Origin of the sequence: Bradyrhizobium sp. AZCC 1719 (assembly GCF_036924525.1) — a bacterium.
Taxonomy (GTDB): Bacteria; Pseudomonadota; Alphaproteobacteria; order Rhizobiales; family Xanthobacteraceae; genus Bradyrhizobium.
In genome coordinates this window covers 3,182,482-3,201,188 of the sequence record NZ_JAZHRU010000001.1, presented here as the reverse complement: position 1 = coordinate 3,201,188, position 18,707 = coordinate 3,182,482, and the positions used below count along the sequence as shown (strand labels likewise).

The 18,707-nt window shown below is 61.8% G+C and carries 18 protein-coding genes and 1 pseudogene; 9 read left to right on the top strand and 10 right to left on the bottom strand.

What is annotated here, in order from left to right; translation table 11 throughout:
• Positions 1-134: 134 nt before the first annotated feature.
• Positions 135-1,496 (bottom strand): L,D-transpeptidase, encoded by a 1,362-nt coding sequence (locus V1292_RS15105; RefSeq protein ID WP_334377053.1) that lies wholly within the window; start codon positions 1,494-1,496, stop codon positions 135-137.
• A gap of 346 nt (positions 1,497-1,842) precedes the next feature.
• Between V1292_RS15105 and V1292_RS15100 the strand changes: the two genes are divergently transcribed.
• A complete protein-coding gene (locus V1292_RS15100) occupies positions 1,843-2,655 on the top strand; it encodes a hypothetical protein (RefSeq protein WP_334373519.1) in 813 nt (270 codons plus the stop codon).
• A gap of 17 nt (positions 2,656-2,672) precedes the next feature.
• Here the strand turns inward: V1292_RS15100 and sseA are convergent, their stop codons facing one another.
• The 3 genes from sseA to V1292_RS15085 all read right to left on the bottom strand — a co-directional run bounded on the left by sseA (position 2,673) and on the right by V1292_RS15085 (position 5,353).
• Positions 2,673-3,527 (bottom strand): 3-mercaptopyruvate sulfurtransferase, encoded by an 855-nt coding sequence (gene sseA / locus V1292_RS15095; RefSeq protein WP_334373518.1) that lies wholly within the window; start codon positions 3,525-3,527, stop codon positions 2,673-2,675.
• A 112-nt stretch (positions 3,528-3,639) separates the two neighbouring features.
• Positions 3,640-4,053: a rhodanese-like domain-containing protein gene (locus tag V1292_RS15090; protein ID WP_334373516.1), complete on the bottom strand. Its 414-nt coding sequence runs from the start codon at positions 4,051-4,053 to the stop codon at positions 3,640-3,642.
• 124 nt (positions 4,054-4,177) lie between these two features.
• A complete protein-coding gene (locus V1292_RS15085; RefSeq protein ID WP_065744441.1) occupies positions 4,178-5,353 on the bottom strand; it encodes a vWA domain-containing protein in 1,176 nt (391 codons plus the stop codon).
• A 141-nt stretch (positions 5,354-5,494) separates the two neighbouring features.
• On the opposite strand from V1292_RS15085, the gene V1292_RS15080 reads away from it, so the two are divergent.
• The 3 genes from V1292_RS15080 to V1292_RS15070 all read left to right on the top strand — a co-directional run bounded on the left by V1292_RS15080 (position 5,495) and on the right by V1292_RS15070 (position 8,261).
• The gene (locus V1292_RS15080) at positions 5,495-5,737 is read left to right on the top strand and encodes a GlsB/YeaQ/YmgE family stress response membrane protein (RefSeq protein WP_300946191.1); all 243 of its coding nucleotides are present in this window, start codon (positions 5,495-5,497) and stop codon (positions 5,735-5,737) included.
• 98 nt (positions 5,738-5,835) lie between these two features.
• Positions 5,836-6,678 carry an AAA family ATPase gene (locus tag V1292_RS15075; RefSeq protein WP_334373514.1) on the top strand — a complete coding sequence of 281 codons (843 nt, stop codon included), beginning with the start codon at positions 5,836-5,838 and terminating at the stop codon, positions 6,676-6,678.
• An 80-nt stretch (positions 6,679-6,758) separates the two neighbouring features.
• Entirely contained in the window at positions 6,759-8,261 is a 1,503-nt protein-coding gene (locus tag V1292_RS15070; protein ID WP_334373513.1) for a flavin-containing monooxygenase, read from the top strand.
• 43 nt (positions 8,262-8,304) lie between these two features.
• Here the strand turns inward: V1292_RS15070 and V1292_RS15065 are convergent, their stop codons facing one another.
• Both V1292_RS15065 and V1292_RS33870 read right to left on the bottom strand, forming a co-directional pair.
• Positions 8,305-8,973, bottom strand: coding sequence for a methyltransferase (locus V1292_RS15065; RefSeq protein WP_334373512.1), 669 nt, complete (start codon positions 8,971-8,973; stop codon positions 8,305-8,307).
• Between the two features lie 102 nt (positions 8,974-9,075).
• Positions 9,076-9,321: pseudogene (locus tag V1292_RS33870) on the bottom strand (methyltransferase family protein); the annotation flags it as partial.
• 321 nt (positions 9,322-9,642) lie between these two features.
• On the opposite strand from V1292_RS33870, the gene V1292_RS15060 reads away from it, so the two are divergent.
• The 3 genes from V1292_RS15060 to V1292_RS15050 are packed head-to-tail and all read left to right on the top strand — an operon-like array spanning position 9,643 to position 12,439.
• The gene (locus tag V1292_RS15060) at positions 9,643-10,692 is read left to right on the top strand and encodes an aromatic ring-hydroxylating dioxygenase subunit alpha (RefSeq protein WP_334373511.1); all 1,050 of its coding nucleotides are present in this window, start codon (positions 9,643-9,645) and stop codon (positions 10,690-10,692) included.
• A gap of 4 nt (positions 10,693-10,696) precedes the next feature.
• Positions 10,697-11,449: a GntR family transcriptional regulator gene (locus tag V1292_RS15055; RefSeq protein ID WP_247513277.1), complete on the top strand. Its 753-nt coding sequence runs from the start codon at positions 10,697-10,699 to the stop codon at positions 11,447-11,449.
• Positions 11,450-11,458: 9 nt separating this feature from the next.
• A complete protein-coding gene (locus V1292_RS15050) occupies positions 11,459-12,439 on the top strand; it encodes a PDR/VanB family oxidoreductase (protein WP_334373510.1) in 981 nt (326 codons plus the stop codon).
• 1 nt (position 12,440) lies between these two features.
• Here V1292_RS15050 and V1292_RS15045 read toward each other — a convergent pair whose 3' ends face one another.
• From V1292_RS15045 to V1292_RS15030, 4 genes are all read right to left on the bottom strand, one after another.
• Positions 12,441-13,148, bottom strand: coding sequence for a hypothetical protein (locus V1292_RS15045; RefSeq protein WP_334373509.1), 708 nt, complete (start codon positions 13,146-13,148; stop codon positions 12,441-12,443).
• Between the two features lie 52 nt (positions 13,149-13,200).
• Entirely contained in the window at positions 13,201-13,392 is a 192-nt protein-coding gene (locus V1292_RS15040) for a hypothetical protein (protein ID WP_442895525.1), read from the bottom strand.
• A 2,112-nt stretch (positions 13,393-15,504) separates the two neighbouring features.
• Positions 15,505-15,801: an HU family DNA-binding protein gene (locus tag V1292_RS15035; protein WP_057850035.1), complete on the bottom strand. Its 297-nt coding sequence runs from the start codon at positions 15,799-15,801 to the stop codon at positions 15,505-15,507.
• 323 nt (positions 15,802-16,124) lie between these two features.
• Positions 16,125-17,036 carry a LysR family transcriptional regulator gene (locus tag V1292_RS15030; RefSeq protein WP_334373507.1) on the bottom strand — a complete coding sequence of 304 codons (912 nt, stop codon included), beginning with the start codon at positions 17,034-17,036 and terminating at the stop codon, positions 16,125-16,127.
• Positions 17,037-17,106: 70 nt separating this feature from the next.
• Between V1292_RS15030 and V1292_RS15025 the strand changes: the two genes are divergently transcribed.
• Positions 17,107-17,736 carry an HAD-IA family hydrolase gene (locus tag V1292_RS15025; protein WP_334373506.1) on the top strand — a complete coding sequence of 210 codons (630 nt, stop codon included), beginning with the start codon at positions 17,107-17,109 and terminating at the stop codon, positions 17,734-17,736.
• A gap of 11 nt (positions 17,737-17,747) precedes the next feature.
• Positions 17,748-18,707 carry a tripartite tricarboxylate transporter substrate-binding protein gene (locus V1292_RS15020; protein WP_334373504.1) on the top strand — a complete coding sequence of 320 codons (960 nt, stop codon included), beginning with the start codon at positions 17,748-17,750 and terminating at the stop codon, positions 18,705-18,707.

Here is an 18,707-nt window from a genome sequence, read left to right as displayed (position 1 = left end):
GAATTCAAGCGCGCGAACGTGGCTGAAGCCCATCCGGACTTGTTCCGCAAAGGCCAAGCCGCAGCGTGCGCGGATCGACAACGAAAAAGGCGCGCCATCGGCGCGCCTTCGCAACATCGTTGTGACTGAGACTCTTACCGAATCGTGACCGGCGCGGGCAGCGGCGGCACCACCGCCGGCTGCGCACCGGAAGCGGGCGCCAGTTGGGCCTGTGCCGGTCGGGGGGCTGCTGCTGCGGCAGCCTGGCCGCCAGCGGCGGGCGGCGGTGCGGCTGACGCGCTTGCAGTATTGGCGGGCGGGGGGCTGCCGGGCATCACCACCACGCGGGTACCGACCTTGGCGCGCTCGAACAGGTCGGAGACGTCCTCGTTCAGCATGCCGATGCAGCCCGAGGACACGAACTTGCCGATCGTCGATGGCTGGTTGGTGCCGTGGATGCGGTAGATGGTCGAACCCAGATACATTGCACGTGCGCCGAGCGGATTGCCGGGGCCGCCGGCCATGAAGCGCGGCAGATAGGGCTGGCGCTCGATCATCTCGGTCGGCGGATGCCAGTCCGGCCACTCGGCCTTGCGGCTGATCTTCTGCACGCCGTTCCAGGTGAAGCCGTCGCGGCCGACGCGGACACCGTAGCGGATCGCACGTCCGCCTCCGAGCACGTAGTAGAGGTGGGTATTGGCGGTATCGACGACGATGGTGCCCGCGGGCTCCTTGGTCGTGAACGCCACTTCCTGGCGGCGCAGATGCGGCGGAAGCTGCGCAGGGCCCACCTCCGGCTGCTCTTCCGGCGGCAGCGCGGCGAGTTGCACCGGCTTGCCGTCAGCTCCAACGGCGGGTTGCTGCGACTGCGGGAGCGCGCCCGTGGCGGCGGGCGCGGCCGCCGGTGCGGCGCTGATGGCCCCCGGCGGGCGCAGACCGGCGCGGTCGTCGTTCGGATAGACGATGCCGGCGCCGGGAATGCGGCTATCGCCGCGATCCGAATAGACCTGCGGCTGCGAACCGGGCGGACGGTCCGCATAGATGACCGGCGGCGGACCGGCGGGGCGGCCGTAACGCGGATCGTCGGGCGAAAGGATCGGGCCGGTCGGCGTCGCGGCGCCACGGTCCGAATAGGCCGGGCCGGCGGCCGGCCGGCCATAGCGCGGGTCGTCCGGAGATAGGATCGGGCCCGTGGGCACCGGGGCGCCGCGGTCCGAATAGACCGGGGCAGCGGCCGGGCGGCCATAGCGAGGATCGCTGGGCGACAGCACCGGGCCGGGCGGCGGCAACGCCGCCGAACTCGGCGCGTTCGGCGCCTCGTCGTCTTCCAGTGCGTCGAAATCAGGTTCGCCGGGACGGCGTTCGTCAACCGCATAGCCACCGGGCACGTACGGTCCCGGGGCTGTCGAATAGACCTGGCCGGGGGTCTGCGGATAGCTCTGCGCATGGGCGAGCGAAGTTCCCGCCACGCCAGCGGCAATGGCGGCACAAATCGTCAAAATGCGGTTGTTCATCATCGCCTTTGTATAGACCCCAAGCCCCACCGGACGGTTAACGGCAGATGACGGAAGATCGCGGCGCATTCAAGACAAATCCGCGAGATTCGGCCCAAGCCAGTCATTTGTGATCGCAGCCAAGCTGCGGCAAAGATGCCTCAGAACGGCGGAAATCGCCGTCGGCGGGCGGTCCGCGACGTCGAACCGCAGATTTTGTAACAAAAAGCCGCCGGGCATTGAGATACTCTCAAATCGGCCTGATTCGCGCGCCCCCAACCCTCCGCCGCATCCGGCCCGCATAGTGGTCACCGCGTTCCCTTGGCAAGCAATAACCCTTCAGAGATCAAGGAGGGTGGAACCCTGGTCCATGCTTCCCGGCTTTCGTTTCTTGTTCACCGCGATCGTACTGTCGACGTCGATACTGGTTTTTGGCCTTGGCGCCGCCGCCCTGTTGCGGGCCGCGCATGAGGAATTTGCCAATCTTCCCTCGCGACGGGCGGCGCCCGAGCCGATGTTCGCGCGCCGGAATGACGAGCAGCCGCCGACGCTGGCGCTGCTGCGCATCGACACGCCAGTCGTGGAGAAGGCCACGGAGAATGTTCCGGCCGCCGCCGCTCCGGAAGCAACCGCGGTCACCCCAGCACAGGCTGCGCCGACTGCGGACGCCAGTCCGGCTGAGCCCGAGAAACTGGCAGCGCTGAAGCCGGCAGAACCGATGCAAGCCGAAGTCGCCAAGGAAGTTGCCACGCCGGAACCTCGCGCGCGCGAGGCAAGCGCGGAGACCCCGCCCGCTCCGGCCCTCGCAGCCGAAGCTCCCGCTACCAATACGGAACTGAAGCCCGCCGCCATCCCGGAGTCATCAGGACCTTCAGCCGTGGCGACCCCGTCCCCGGCCGAGCCGGCGACGGAGGCAGCTTCACCTGAAGGCAGCCTCGCTGCGACCCGGATCGCGACGCTCGGCGGTCCCGCCGTCCTCATCGATGAAAAGACATCAGCCACGACCACGGAAGCGAAGCCGGATCGCAACGCAATCAAGAAGCAGGCTGCACAGCGGGCCCGGGAAAAGCGGCGAATTGCGGCGGCGCGCCGCGCGCGTCTGGCACGTGAGGCAACGCTGACTCTGCAGCAGCAGCAACCCAATCCGTTCTTTCCGCCCCCGATGATGAGCGCGACGAGGTAACGTCCAAAATTTGAGTATCAGGCCGGACCGGTCGCAACCGGGGGACCGTCGGCGGCGCCCCACTCCGTCCACGAGCCGTCATAGAGCGCCGGGTTCTCGACGCCGAGACGATAGAGCGCCAGTGTCAGCACGGCGGCGCTGACGCCGGATCCGCAGCTCGTGACGATGGGTGCGTCAAGCTTCACGCCGGCGCCTGAGAACGCCGCCCGCAACTCATCGAGCGGCTTCATCGTCCCGGTCGCGGCATCGAACAAATTGTTGTAGGGCAGGCTGAGGCTGTCGGGGATGTGCCCGGAGCGAAGTCCCGGCCGCGGCTCGGCGACCTTGCCCTGATAGCGCTCGTTGGCGCGCGCATCGATCACCTGCTCGGCGCGGGTCGCGAGGTTTTCGACCAATTGCTGCATGCTGCGCGTGCGTCGCGCATCGAACGTCGCCTTGAACTTCGAAGGCTTCGGCGTCACCTGCCCGCTCTCAACCTTGCGGCCTTCCGCGACCCACTTCTTCAGGCCGCCATCGAGCACGCGCACCTCCTTGCCGAACGATAGAAACATCCACCACACCCGGGGTGCGGCGACCCAGCCGCCGGAATCATAGACCACGACGGTGTCGTCATTGCCGATCCCGAGCGCGCCGACGTCGCGGCCGAATTGCTCGGCGGGAGGAAACATGTGCGGCAGCGGATTGGAATGGTCGGACACCGCATCGACGTCAAAGAACACCGCGCCCGGAATATGCGCGGCGAGATAATCGTCTTTCGGCAACGGCATCACGCCCGGCATCTTGAACGTGGCGTCGACGATTTTGACGTTGGAATCGTTCAGGTGTGCGGCGAGCCAGTCGGTGGTGACGAGCGGGTCAGTGGTCGTGGGCATGTATGTTTCCCATCGTCATTCCGGGATGCGCCGATAGGCGCAGACCCGGAATCCAGAGGTTGTGTTGCGAGATTCCGGGTTCGCTTCGCGCCCCGGAATGACGGTGAACGGGTTACCCCTTCTTCTTCGGCTCCCATTTCTCGACCGGGCCGCCGGCGTCGCGCCAGGCGGCGAAGCCGCCGCCCATATGCGCAACCGGCTTCAGGCCCATGTCCTGCGCGGTCTTGGCCGCGAGCGCCGAGCGCATGCCGCCGGCGCAATGGAAGATGAACTTCTTGTCCTCCTGGAATATCGGCTTGGCATAGGGGCTTTGCGGATCGATCCAGAATTCCAGCATGCCGCGGGTGCAGGAGAACGCGCCGGGAATCTTGCCCTCGCGTTCGATCTCGCGGGGATCGCGGATATCGACGATCACGACGCCCGGATCCTGCGCGGCCTTGATCGCCTCAGTGGCGCTGACAGTCTCGATCTCGGCATTGGCTTCGTCGATCAGGGATTTGATGCCGCGATGGATGGTCTGGGGCATTGGGCCCTCCCTTGTTCTTGATGTCATTCCGGGGCGATGCGCAGCATCGAACCCGGAATCTCGATCGAGTGAAATAACCTCTAGATTCCGGGTTCGCTTCGCGCCCCCGGAATGACGAGGTCACTTACCGCACCAATTCCTTCATCGCGGCTTCGAGACCTTCGATCGTGATCGGATACATGCGATCCGAAAGCAGCCGGCGGATGATGGTGGTGGATTCCGAATAGTCCCAGTGTTTCTGCGCCACCGGATTGAGCCACACCGTATGCGGATAGGTGCGCGTGATGCGCTCCAGCCAGACCGCGCCGGCTTCCTCGTTGACATGCTCGACCGAGCCGCCCGGCACCATGATCTCGTACGGTGACATCGAGGCGTCGCCGACGAACACCACCTTGTAGTCGTGCGGATATTTATGCAGCACGTCCCATGTCGGCGTGCGGTCGGTGAAGCGACGCTTGTTCTGCTTCCACACGCCTTCATAGAGGCAGTTGTGGAAGTAAAAATATTCCATGTGCTTGAACTCGGACTTCGCGGCCGAGAACAACTCCTCGACCTGCTCGATGTGCGAATCCATCGAGCCGCCGATGTCGAAGAACACCAAAACCTTCACCGCATTGCGGCGCTCGGGGCGCATGTGCACATCGAGATAGCCGTGGTTGGCGGTCTCCCTGATCGTGGTGTCCAAATCGAGTTCGTCGGGCGCGCCGGTGCGGGCAAATTTGCGCAGACGGCGCAGCGCGATCTTGATGTTGCGGATGCCGAGTTCGACATTGCCGTCGAGGTCTTTGAACTCGCGCTTGTCCCACACCTTCACGGCGCGGTTGTTGCGGTTCTTCTCCTGCCCGATTCTGACGCCTTCGGGATTGTAGCCATGGGCGCCGAACGGCGAGGTGCCTGCGGTGCCGATCCACTTGTTGCCGCCCTGATGGCGGCCCTGCTGTTCCTTCAGGCGCTGGCGAAGCGTCTCCATGAGCTTGTCCCAGCCCATCGCCTCGATCTGCTTCTTCTCTTCCTCGGTGAGGTATTTTTCCGCGAGCTTCTTCAGCCATTCGGCGGGAATGTCCGCCTTCTCCATGGCATCCAGCAGGCTTTCCAGCCCCTTGAACACGGTGCCGAAGACGCGGTCGAACTTGTCGAGGTTGCGCTCGTCCTTTACCAGCGCGGCGCGGGAGAGATAGTAGAAATTCTCCACGGTCTGATCGGCAAGGTCGGCGTCGAGCGCCTCCATCAGCGTCAGATATTCGCGCAGCGTCACCGGGACCTGCGCGTCGCGCAACGATGTGAAGAATTGCAGGAACATGGGATACAGATTGCCCGCCGGGCGGCACACGTCAAGGGCCAGAGCCTGTCAAAGGCCGGCGCATAGCTGTCAGACCTAGACCGGGTGGGTTTTTCAATTACAATTGAGCCATAAGAGGCTTATTCCGGCAGGGGAAATTCAATGGGAATCGTAGCGGCGCTGATCATTGGCGGTATTGCGGGCTGGCTTGCCGGACTGATCGTGCGCGGCGCAGGCTTCGGGCTGATCGGCAATATCGTGATCGGCATCATCGGCGCGCTGCTCGCAAGCTGGTTGTTGCCGCAGCTCGGCGTCAGTCTCGGCGCAGGCTGGATCCGCGATATCGTCAACGCCACCATCGGCGCGGTGATCATCCTGGTGATCCTGTCGCTGATCAGACGTTGAGGAAGCCGCATCGACTTCAATCGCGACCGCCGGACCGGCGGTCGTTTACTGTTCAGGCCGCGAGCGGCAGACGAACGAACAACAGGGCAAACGGATAGATGAAATTTACCGGCACCAAAAACTATGTCGCCACCGACGACCTCAAGGTCGCCGTCAACGCCTCGATCGTGCTCGAGCGCCCGCTGCTGATCAAGGGCGAGCCCGGCACCGGCAAGACCGTGCTGGCGGAAGAAGTCGCCAAGGCGCTCGGCGCGCCGCTTCTGACCTGGCACATCAAGTCGACCACCAAGGCGCAGCAGGGCCTTTACGAATACGACGCGGTGTCGCGGTTGCGCGACAGCCAGCTCGGCGACAGCAGGGTTTCCGACATCTCCAACTACATCAAGCGCGGCAAATTGTGGGAAGCGTTCACCCACGACAAGCGCCCGGTGCTCCTGATCGACGAGATCGACAAGGCCGACATCGAGTTTCCGAACGACCTCCTGCTCGAACTCGATCGCATGGAGTTCTTCGTCTACGAGACCGGCGAGAACATCAAGGCGAGCCTGCGCCCGATCGTGATGATCACCTCGAACAACGAAAAGGAACTGCCGGACGCGTTCCTGCGCCGCTGCTTCTTCCACTACATCAAGTTTCCCGACGCCGACACCATGGGCCGGATCGTCGACGTGCACTTCCCCGGCATCAAGAAGCGCCTGGTGGAGGAAGCCTTGCGCATCTTCTTCGAGGTGCGCGAAGTACCGGGTCTGAAGAAGAAGCCCTCGACCTCGGAGCTGCTCGACTGGCTAAAGCTGCTCCTGAACGAGGACATCACCCCGGAGATGCTGCGGGAGCGCGATCCGCGCAAGCTGATCCCGCCGCTGCATGGCGCTCTCTTGAAGAACGAGCAGGACGTGCACCTGTTCGAGCGGCTGGCGTTTCTCAGCCGACGCGAAGTGTAATTCGCTGACGACCGCGACGCCAGAACCTGAGGTTCTGGCGTTTTGCTTCAGAACACGACCAACGAAAAAGAACAGGGAAGATGAACGTTCAAAGCCAGATCGACGCAACGTCACCCCGCACGACCGAGCATTTCGACGTCCTGATCGCCGGCGCCGGCATCTCCGGCGTAGGAGCGGCCTATCACCTCACCACGCAATGCCCGGGAACGACGTTCGTGGCGCTCGAAGCGCAAAAGACGTTTGGCGGCACCTGGACCACCCATCGCTATCCCGGCATCCGCTCTGACAGCGACCTGCATACCTTCGGCTACCGGTTCAAGCCGTGGACGTCAGCACCTATCGCCAGCGCCAAGGAAATCCTCAAATACATGGGCGAAGTGATCGAGGAGAACGATCTCGCCCGTCACATCCGCTATCGGCACACCATCACCTCAGCGAAATGGTCCAGCGAGGAAAACCTCTGGACCATCGAGGCCACGCGCACCGACACTGGTGAGAGGCTGCGCTTCACCACCAATTTCTTCTGGATGTGTCAGGGCTATTACCGCCACACCGAGGGTTATACGCCGGAGTGGAAGGACATGGCCAAGTTCAAGGGCCTGATCGTTCATCCACAGAAATGGCCTGAAGATCTCGACTACAAGAACAAGCGCGTCGTCGTGATCGGATCGGGTGCCACCGCAGCGACGCTGATCCCGGCGCTGGCTCCTGACTGCGCGCATGTCACCATGCTGCAGCGTTCGCCAACGTATTTTCGCACCGGGCGCAATGCGATCGAAATCGCCGAGGAGCTGCGGAAATTACAGGTCGACGAGACCTGGATTCACGAAATCACCCGGCGCAAAATCCTGTTCGACCAGGACGCCTTCACCCGCAAGACGTTCAACGAGCCGGAAGCGGCCAAGAAGGATTTGCTGTCGGCGGTCGAAGCCTATCTCGGCAAGGACTACGACATCGCGACCCACTTCACGCCGAGGTATAGGCCGTGGCGACAGCGCATCGCCTTCATCCCTGATGGAGACCTGTTCCAGGGCATCAAGTCCGGCAAGGCTTCGGTCGTCACCGACGAGATCGAGAGCTTCACCGAAAAGGGCATTCTCTTGAAATCCGGCAAGGAGCTGGAGGCCGACATCATCATCACCGCGACCGGCTTCAACCTCTGCGCCACCGGCGACATCGAGTTTGCCATCGACGGCAAGCCGCTCGACTTCGCCGACACCGTTACCTATCGCGGCATGATGTTCACCGGCGTACCGAACCTCGTCTGGGTGTTCGGCTATTTCCGCGCGAGCTGGACGCTGCGCGTCGATCTCGTTGCCGATTTCGTCTGCCGGCTGCTCACGCACATGCAGGAGACCGGCGCGAAAAAGGTAACGCCGCAGCTTCGCCCCGAAGACCACAACATGCCGCTGTTACCGTGGATCGATCCGGAAAATTTCAATCCCGGCTACATGATGCGCGGCATGCACCTGCTGCCCAAGCGCGGCGACAAGCCGGAATGGCAGCACAATCAGGACTACTGGGCGGAAAAGGACGAATTTCCGGCGATCGACCTCAAGGACAAGGCATTCGTCTACGGCTGAGACGTGACGCTGGGTGAGGGCTGCATCTCCTCACCCGGCGTCTTCACGTAGGACGCGCCTCAATCAGATTGAAGCGGCCGGCCGGATAGCTCGTGACCAGATCGAAGCCGCTCTGGTCGAGCAATTCGCGGTACTCTCGCTCGGTGCGCTCGAGCCCTCCGGGCCCGCGAAGCATGTTCAGATCGCTCAACGCCTGCTCCTTGTCGTCGTCCGCCATGGATGGCCTCTCCGGCATCAGCCGCTCCACCAGAAGCAGCTTGCCTTCGGCGGGGAGCGCCCTGCGACAGCTTTGCAGGATCGTGACGCTGCGCGCATCATCCCAGTCGTGAATGATGCTCTTGAGAATGATCGCATCAGCGATCGCCGGCACGGCCTTGAAGAAATCGCCGGCCACAAATTCCACGCGGTCATCGACACCGATTTGCCTGAGATGCTTGCTCGCAGCCTCGGCACATCTCGGAAGGTCGAAAACAGTTCCGCGCAGTTTCCGGTTTTGCTGCGCGATGGCGCCGAGCAATTCGCCGGACCCGCCGCCCACGTCCATCAAGTGGCGTATCCCGCCGAAGTCATAGGACTGAAGGACATTCGGTGTGACAAGACGGGTAAGCTCCACCATCGCCACGTTGAACTTGTCCACAATGTCCGGCGTCCGGCCCATCAGCTCGAAACTGTCATCGATGCCTTGCAGTTGCGCTGCGGTCTTACCGGTCATGATGGATTCAAGCATTCCGCTCCAGAATTTTGAGATCAGCTCGGTCTCAAGGATTGCCCAGCCCTTGACCGAATGCTTTGCCGAGCTATCGAGGCAAGCACCCATGTCCGTCAACGCATAGCGATCTTCGCCGCTACGCGAACAGATGCCCAGGGTGGAAAGCGCGGTGAGCAGGCGGCCAAGCGCTCGTTCATCTGCCCCGGTTGCCTTGGCGAGCTTGCCGACCGTCTGCGGTCCGTAGCTCAACAACTCGGCGAGCCCGAGTTTGGCCGCGACATAGATCACCGCCGTAACACGGTGCGACTGGATCAAATCGAAAAGCCTGAGGGCCGATACTTGAGATGACATCGCGCCTCCTGTTGTCGTGATCGTTGATCTCCCTGCGGATTGCCAAGCGCTGTTAGGAAACTGAGTCGGCGCTGCGGCTTTAGCCCGGCCACCTCCAGTGCGAAGCGGCAGCTATTCGCTCCGCCGACGCCTGCAAGCATGTCCATCGGACTTGCGCTTGACCGCCCATCAAGGGTGGCGCCTAACCGGGATGGGTGAAATGAACCAATTCACAAAACTAGTGTATACCTTGACGGTATTATAATATGTCAAATACAGAAAATTTGCCATCTACCCGCTTAATCTGTATACAGTTTGCACTCAGTACGAAGGAGTGCAGCCATGCCATCCTCTTTCCCCCTCAATGCCTGGTACGCCGCCGCCTGGGACGTCGACATCAAGCACGCGCTGTTTCCGCGCACGATCTGCGGCAAGCATGTCGTGATGTACCGCCAGTCCAACGGGCGAGTCTGCGCGCTGGAGGACGCCTGCTGGCACCGCCTGGTGCCACTCTCGAAGGGACGGCTCGACGGCGACACCGTCGTTTGCGGCTATCACGGGCTGAAATTCAACGCGCAGGGCCGCTGCACCTACATGCCCTCGCAGGAGACCATCAACCCGTCCGCCTGCGTGCGCTCCTACCCCGCCGTCGAACGCCACCGCTTCATCTGGCTGTGGATGGGCGATCCGGCGCTGGCTGATCCGGCGCTGGTGCCCGACATGCACTGGAACGACGATCCGGCCTGGGCGGGCGACGGCAAGACCATTCACGTCAAATGCGACTACCGTCTCGTGGTCGACAATCTGATGGACCTGACCCACGAGACCTTCGTGCATGGCTCCAGCATCGGCAATGATCACGTGGCCGAAGCCCCGTTCGACGTCACCCATGGCGACAAGACGGTCACCGTGACGCGCTGGATGAAGGGCATCGACGCGCCGCCGTTCTGGGCCGCGCAGTTGCAGAAGCCGGGCCCGGTCGACCGCTGGCAGATCATCCATTTCCAGGCGCCCGGCACCGTCAACATCGACGTCGGCGTGGCGCCCGCCGGCACCGGCGCGCCGGAAGGCGACCGCTCGCAGGGCGTCAACGGCTTTGTGCTCAACACCATGACGCCAGAGACCGAGACCACCTGTCACTATTTCTGGGCCTTCGTCCGCAATTATCGGACCACCGAACAGAAACTGACCACCGAAATTCGCGAAGGTGTGTCGAACATCTTCCACGAAGATGAAATCATCCTCGAAGCGCAGCAGCGCGCGATGGACGAGAATCCGGACCGCACGTTCTACAATCTCAACATCGATGCCGGCGCGATGTGGGCGCGGCGCGTGATCGACCGGATGGTGGCGCGCGAGAGCGCACCGCAGACCATGCAAGCTGCGGAGTGAGGAAATGAGCGAGCGCGACGCCGAACGTTCCGTGTCGCAGACCGTGCGCGCGCAGCTCGCGCTGCGCGACATGATCCTGTCCGGGCGGCTGCGCCCGGGCGAGCGCATCAGCGAATTGCAGGCGGTCGACATCACCGGCGTGTCGCGGACCCCGGTGCGGCTGGCGCTGGTGCGGCTGGAGGATGAAGGCCTGCTGCAGGCGATCCCCTCCGGCGGCTTCATGGTGAAAGCCTTCACCGAGCGCGACATTCTGGATTCGATCGAACTGCGCGGCACGCTGGAGGGCCTCGCCGCGCGCTTTGCGGCCGAGCGCGGCGTCAGCGCGCGCAGCCTCGAGCCGCTCAAGGAGTGCCTTGCCGATCTCGACCAACTGGTTCGGCAGGACCCGATTTCGGTCGAAGCCTTTTCCGCCTATGTGACGATGAACGCGCGGTTTCACGCGCTGCTGAACGAATTGTCCGCCAGCGCGCCGCTGATCCGGGAGATCGACCGCGTCTCGGCGCTGCCGTTCGCTTCGCCGAGCGCGTTCGTGATGGCGCAGTCGGCGCTTCCGGAAGCGCACCAGATCCTGCTGATCGGGCAGGATCATCACCGCGTCGTGGTCGATGCGATCGAGAACCGCGAGGGCGCGCGGGCCGAGGCCGTGATGCGCGAGCATTCACGGCTTGCCGCGCGCAACCTGCGGCTCGCGATCCGAAACCGCACGCATCTCGATTTGCTGCCCGCGCTCGCTCTTTTGAAATCGCCAGTCGAATAGAGGTAGCCCATGCGTTTTGCCGAGCAATGGAGCTGGTGCACCGTCGAAGCTGTCAGCGACGTGACGCCGACGATCCGCGAGTTCCGCCTGCGTCCTGAAAGCGGTCATATCACGCCCTACCCGGCAGGCAGCCATATCGGCGTCTCCGTGCTGATCGATGGACAGCCGGCGCGGCGCTCCTATTCGCTGGTGGAGAATGATGACGCCGGCACTTATCGCATCGCGGTGCGTCTGGCGCCGGATAGCCGCGGCGGCTCGCGCGGCATGTGGAATTTGCGAGCTGGCGCTCGGATCGAAATCTGCAACCCAAGCTCGCTGCTGGACGTCGATTGGACGCGGCGGAATTATTGCCTGATCGCCGGCGGCATCGGCATCACGCCGATGACCGGCATCGCGGCCGCGCTCCACCGCAGAAATATCGACGCGCCGCTGCATTATGCCGTGAAATCGCGCGGCGATGCGGCCTTCCTGGACGAACTGACGACGCTGCTCGGCGACCGCCTAAACGTCTACGCCTCCGATGAGGGCGCGCGGCTCGATCTCGAAGCCACCTTCCGCGCACTGCCGGACGACGCCATCGCCGTCATCTGCGGGCCGATGCGGATGCTGGAAGCTGCACGGCGTGTCTGGAATGACTTAGGCCGCGCGCCCGCCGATCTTCGCTACGAGACTTTCGGCTCTAGCGGGTTGAAGCCGACAGCGGAATTCCGCGTGCGGCTGAAGGATACCAACACCGAATTGATCGTGCCGCAGAACAGCTCGATGCTGGATGCGTTGAACGGCGCCGGTTTTGAGGTGATATCGGACTGCCAGCGTGGTGAGTGCGGCGTCTGCGCCGTGGATGTCGTGGCGATCGAGGGCGAGATCGACCATCGCGACGTGTTCTTCAGCGATCAGCAGAAGCAGGACAACCGCAAGATCTGCCCGTGCGTGTCGCGCGCGATCGGCGTCGTGACGATCGATACGCTGTACCGGGCTGAGGCTGTCTAGTTTAGCGCTCGGACAGGCGGATTATCTGGCGCCCGTTATTCATCGCCTTGAGATTGTTGACGTACTCCTCAGGGCGCTGCCAGCGGTGAGGAACTTTCAATCCCATGAAATCCGCGATGTCACCGATGAACGCCGTGCAATTGGTTGTTTCGGCGTTCCAGACCGGTGAACTGGCCTGTAATTTCTTGATGTGTGCGAAAACCTTTTTTGCGTCCGGCTCATTCAAGTAAACTCGGTAACTAGCGGTCAAGTACTGCGGATCAAGATCGCCATAGCTTGCCGTGGTCTCGGACGGCACCCACATCAAATGACCAAGTACATAAGCTGCGTTGTCTCCCGCAGGGGTAAGGCCTGCGACTTCAACTGCTCGCTCGCTTGTCTTCCCAAACCAGACGAAAGCGTGTCCCCAGCTCGCCGCCGTCCTGGCTCTGAAATCAACGTAGTACGGGCCCTTTGCTGATCCCGATCTCGGCTTTCGAGTCGACTGTGGCGCCGGTTTGGATTCAACGGACGCCGCCTCACTGGAGACAAGCGCGTTCGCAGCGGCGGCGCGCTTGTGGACCTCCCGATTCTGGGGAGTGAAACGTTCCGAGCGAGCGCGAGCGTCAATCTCGCGTGCCGAAGCTGATTGGATTTCGCACTGGAGCAAGACAGCGAGCGTGAATCCCGCAAGCAAGCATATTCCCAACCTCTTCGGCCGATTTGCCACGCTTAGCTCTTCAACTGTCGACGATAACGGTCAGATTCCGCGGGACCTTAAATCAATACCGCGCATAGGGCCGCGGCGGCGCGACAGGCGTCTTGCCGATTGGGGTCTTCCCGATTGGGGTCTTGCCAATCGGCATCTTGCCGATTTGGGCCGTCTGATAGACGGGCTGTCGGCGCGGAATGTCGGCAGCGCCAGCGGCAGTCACCACGGCAAACGTTGCACCGGCCACAATCACAATTTTCATCACGGTACTTTTTCTCCAGGTTAGAAGAAACAAGGCAGCAAACTGCTGCGCGTTCCCCTCAGACCCACCGTGAACATGAGTGTCGGAATACGTCGACAGTGCGGCAGATCAGACACGCTCAAAGGATAGGTCTGCAGTGCGGCAGATATGAGACATGTTGGAACCTCGACCCTATTGGGTCGATGGTGCGATAGCCGAACGCCATTGTCGCGCCAATCCATCCGATGGCGATGCCAAGGCGACATTGACGACAGGCCTACGTTGTTCGGCTTTTGGCAAACTCGGAAGTCCGGAGGTGATCGGCAATAGAGTAACGGAGGCTGCCATGCGGGCAGCCTCTCTCCATACCTTGAAGCTATCCCCACCCCACCGCCTGCCCCCGTCATGGGGACTCATCCCAGCGTGGAGATGGAACGACAAGGCTCACGCCCATCCCGAACTCACGTGTGGGCTTCCGATCGGTCCTAAACAACCGTTGTGCGGCCTCGGCGTTTGTGGCGCAGCGCTCGAGCCAGCGAGCCACGAGAAAATCAACCCGCGCGGCAAATCGCCGTTGAGCCGCTGCCAGCACAGGCCTCGCGCCCAAGCTCTGATTGGATGGTCTTTTGACGTCGTTGCGGGCGTTCATCTTGCCCTCCTGCCGGTTCGGCGGAGGGAGCGGCCCTGCGCCGAGAGTTACACTCTTGCTTTGCGGATCAGCCCCGCTTCGAGCTGAAAGTTCGGGCCCCACGTCATCACGGACATGCACGACCAATCGGCCAGCCGAATAAGCGGCCGGACGCGGGCGGCAGTCTCTGCGATGTGTGTGCGCGCGTTACGCATTGCGGTCCTCAAGAGTGCAGGCAATTTCACCCGCGACGAATGTCACGATCTAAACGCAGAGAAAATTCGGCGCGTCAATGTTTTATGTTCACGAGGTGCGGGATTTGTTGCGTGCCAGTAATTTTCGAACGCCAGCGGAGCCGGCTGGGTTCGAAAATTTCAGGCTATTGTCAGTTGAGCGGGGGTGGCGGTTTGCTTCGCCATGTCCGGTCTACACCGGGAAGCACACACCAATCGGACGGATCGGCATGTCCACTGGGGGTCATTAGTTGAACCTACAGCCCATCTCCGGACTTCCGTTCTGCCCGCGAGAGCAGACGTTGCCGATCGTGATCGCTCATGCCGGAGATGGGCCACGACCTGACGGTTTAGCATTTGTAGGTTCGGGCTTAGACTATCATTAGATATCTCTGTTACCTTTGGTTGAGGCTTTGAGCGGGGGCGGTCGGCAGCAAAGGGGCCAAACGCGGACGTTGCGGTACGCTCAAGTTTTCCGAATGGAGGTAGCCGAACAATGTCAGAGTCTAATGAGCGGGAACCTCTACTAGGAACAGCGCCCGTTAAAGGCCTACTGAGCATTTTTCTAATCTTGACTACGCTCGCTTGCTCGATTGTAGCCGTCTTCTCATTTGTCATCGTATTGATCTTGGCGCCCACCCCAGAGGACTTTAAGGACTTCTTTAATGGGCCAATGATTGGTACGGGGGGTCGAAGCGGCGATATTCGCACCGGTACAATATATGGGACCTCCGCTATTGTGGTTGCCATATTCTGCCAAGCGATCCGTCGCTTGTTTCTTAAACGTTGAGGCAGTTATTGTGAATCGGGTCGCTATAGAGATGCTGGATGATCCGACGGTGAGGCCGCCGACTGACGTTCTCAATCCGTTTGCTTTGAGAGTCACTCGCCGACATAGCCCGAACGGCGATGAGGTCGGCTTTGGGTCACGAGCGGTAATCCTCTAACTGATCGCAAGATTTCCGCTTCTCCGTCAGACGCGGAAACCTACGCCTCTATGAGTCCACGCCCCTAGAAGAATTCGTCGAGGAACGCCGCCGCTTCGTCCGAGATGCCGGCGATCTTGTTCGTTGCCTGACGATAGAATTTGAAATTGAGCTCGGTCCCGGGCTGGCCGTCATTCCACATGGCCTTTGCGAGACTGCGCGCCCCTAGGCCTTCCAGAGATTCCGTCTCGGAGCGCATAGTGTGCGGGTGGAGGTGCCTGTCCAGGGTGTGATGGAGTTGCCCACAGTTCCGGCGAACGAACACGCCCCAACCGATCCGCCCGGTTCAAACCGCGTCTTTAGCAACCTTCAGGGGTGACGCCTTGACCGACTTGCTGGCTGGCTTGGCCGCGAACTCCATAGGCTCTTTCGTGAAAGGATTCACACCGCTGCGGGCTTCAGTAGCAGGCTTGTTCACGACCGACATTTTGACGAAGCCAGGAATGACGAACTCGCCGGATTCATTCAATTCCTTATAGCCCACAGTCGCCATCTGCTCGATGACGGCCTTTACGTCTCCTTTGGAAACCTGCGTTCCCTCTGCAATTGCATCAATCAACTGATTCTTGGTCATCTTGGCCATAATGGATTCCTTTGTGGAGGCTCAGAACAGGCTAAAGCGCATGAGCTACCGGGGGGCACTCTGCTTAAAACGCGGCAAAGCCACGCAGTTCGCTTCTCGTTCATACCTGTGGTTATGAAGTCACCGGGCTTAAAACCTATCGAGATCCAAAACGCAAGGAGCAGCTCGGCGTGTATTCTCACTTCGCTACTATGCGCCAACAACGGACGTTTTCCCGTGCTCTAGCCATGGCCTCTCACCGTCGCAAAATTCAACTCGCTCGGACCGAGCTGCCGTTAACGAGGCGGCTTCGAGCGCAGTCCGAGTAGCGGATGGTCACGCTGTCAAACACTTCGCCAAGGCGGCTTCGGTTGAAAGCGGGTTTTCAGGCTTTCAACAAAATGCGAAACACGAGCCGAGACCCCGCGACGCGTTGGCACCAAAGCCAGAATGTCGGCGCCTTCGAACTCATATTCAACAAACAGCCGACGCAGTTCGCCACGTTTGACGGATGGTGCTACGTCCCATTCGGACCTGAGTGCGACGCCCAACCCCGCGACGGCCCACTCGCGAACAACCTCGCCATTGTTGCTCGTGAGTGCCGGACTTATTCGAAGCGCCTCTGATCGCCGGGATGATGTGTGGCTATTTTTGTAGCGCCACAGCGTCACGTCCTCTTCGTTTTCGCGAACGGAGAGACAGGCATGCTGCGCCAGCTCTCGAGGGTGTGACGGCGTTCCGCGTCGTCGAAGATAGCTGGGACTGGCGCATACCCAGCGCGCGTTGCGGGCAAGAAGATGAGCAACCCACGAGGAGTCCCGGACTGTTCCAATATGGATGACGACGTCAGCCTCAACATTGCTGTTCCAGGGCGCTTCGGAAAGATCCAACGTCGCGCGCACTTGCGGGTAGTCGCGAATGAATGCCGCCATGACGGGCGCGACATGGATCCTGCCGAAGCCAAACGGCGCGACAACCCGCAGGGGGCCGGCAAATCCGCCACCGCTGAGATTGTCCGCCAACCCATCGACACGCGCCAACAGCGACTGGGCTTCATGGACAAGTTGTTCGCCTTCCGGCGTGAAGCGCAGCCCCCGGGAGTTGCGAACGACAAGGTTGACCCCGAGAACAGCCTCCAGCTTTTTCAATCGCATGGAAAGAGCCGGCGGCGTGACATCGAGCGCCCTCGCCGCCGCGCTTAGCGAGCCGGTTCGGCTCAGGGCCACCACAAACCGCAAATCCTCAAGCGCGATCATTCAATTTTCCTGAAGGGAAGAGGTAATCCTACTTAAACACAACTGATCACCGGGATGATAGAGGTTTGGCATGACCATGCCACGCGCCGTTCTTTTCGACCTTCTCACCGCGCTCCTCGATTCCTGGAGCGTCTGGAATGCCTCCGCCGGATCCGAAGCATCGGGCCGAACCTGGAGGGCCGAGTATCTCCGCCTGACATATGGTCGCGGGAGTTATGTCCCGTACGAGGATCTGGTCCGCCAGGCTGCGAGCACGACCGGTCTCGCTCCGTCGGTGGCAGACGCCCTCGAAGCAAATTGGCAGTCCCTCCCCGTCTGGAGCGGCGCGCAGGCTGCGCTCGACCGGTTGGCCGGACGAACGCGCCTGGCAGTCGTCACCAATTGCTCGACGCGCCTTGGACGAATGGCCGCCGCCCGCCTCCGCGCGCAATGGGATGTCGTGATCACCGCGGAGGAGGCCGGCTTCTATAAGCCCGACACCCGCCCCTATCGTCTGGCCTTGGACATGCTGGGCGTGTCGGCCGCGGACGCAGCGTTTGTCGCAGGGTCCGGCTACGACCTCATCGGCACGTCAGCCGTCGGGCTGCGAACCTATTGGCACAATCGCGTGGGCTTGGCGCGTCCCGATGGCGCACCGGTGGCCGAGAGAGAATCCGCGAACCTCGATGACCTCATTCTGTGGCTGGAGGACTTTTCATGATATCTCGCACGTTGGCGGCCTTGTTCGCGGTCGGATTGAACATCTCTGCGGCAACGGCTCAGGGGTTTCCCGAAAAGCAATTGACGCTGATCGTTCCGTTTCCCGCCGGTGGCCCGAGCGATGCGCTTGGCCGGGCAGTGGCTCAGGCTATGGCTGCCCACTTGAAGCAATCCGTCGTCGTGGAAAATATCGGCGGCGCTAGCGGCACCATCGGCCTGACCAAGTTGCTAAAGGCGCCCGCGGATGGATACTCGCTCGGCTTTGGCACCATCGGCACACATGTCGCGAATGTCGCGTTCTTCAAGCGCCTCCCTTACGACCCAGTCGCCGACTTCGAGCCTGTGGGCCTCGCTGGGATGGCCTCAACGCTTCTTGTCGCGAAGTTGGGCTTGCCGGCGTCCAATCTACAGGACTTCGTCACCTATGCCCGTGCCAACCGCGAGAAACTCACCTACGGCAGCGCCGGCGTCGGATCTATTTCGCATTATGCCTGCGTTCTGCTGCTGTCGAACCTGAAACTGAACATCACCCATGTTCCATATCGCGGCGTTGCCCCAGCGATGAACGATCTCATGGGTGGTCACGTGGATTTCCTGTGCGACCAGACCACCACCGCGCTGCCTCAAGTGCTCGGCGGAACGGTCAAGGCAATCGCAGCGCTGAGTGATCAGCCCCTGCAGCAGGCGCCTCAAGTGTCCACTGCAGCAACGGCCGGCTATCCGGGCGTGAACCTCCGCTCCTGGAACGCGATCTTCGTGCGGAAAGGAACGCCCGCGCCGGTGCGTCAGAAATTAAATGACGCCTTGCGCGCAGCACTCGCCGACCCGGATGTGACGCGGCAAATGACGGCGGTTGGTGTCGAACTGCCACGGGGAGCGGATCTCGAGCCCGGCGCCGTCAGCGCGCTGATCGCTCAAGGGCTGGAGCACGACGTACCAGTGCTGCGCGCCAAGGGCGAATATCTGGACTAA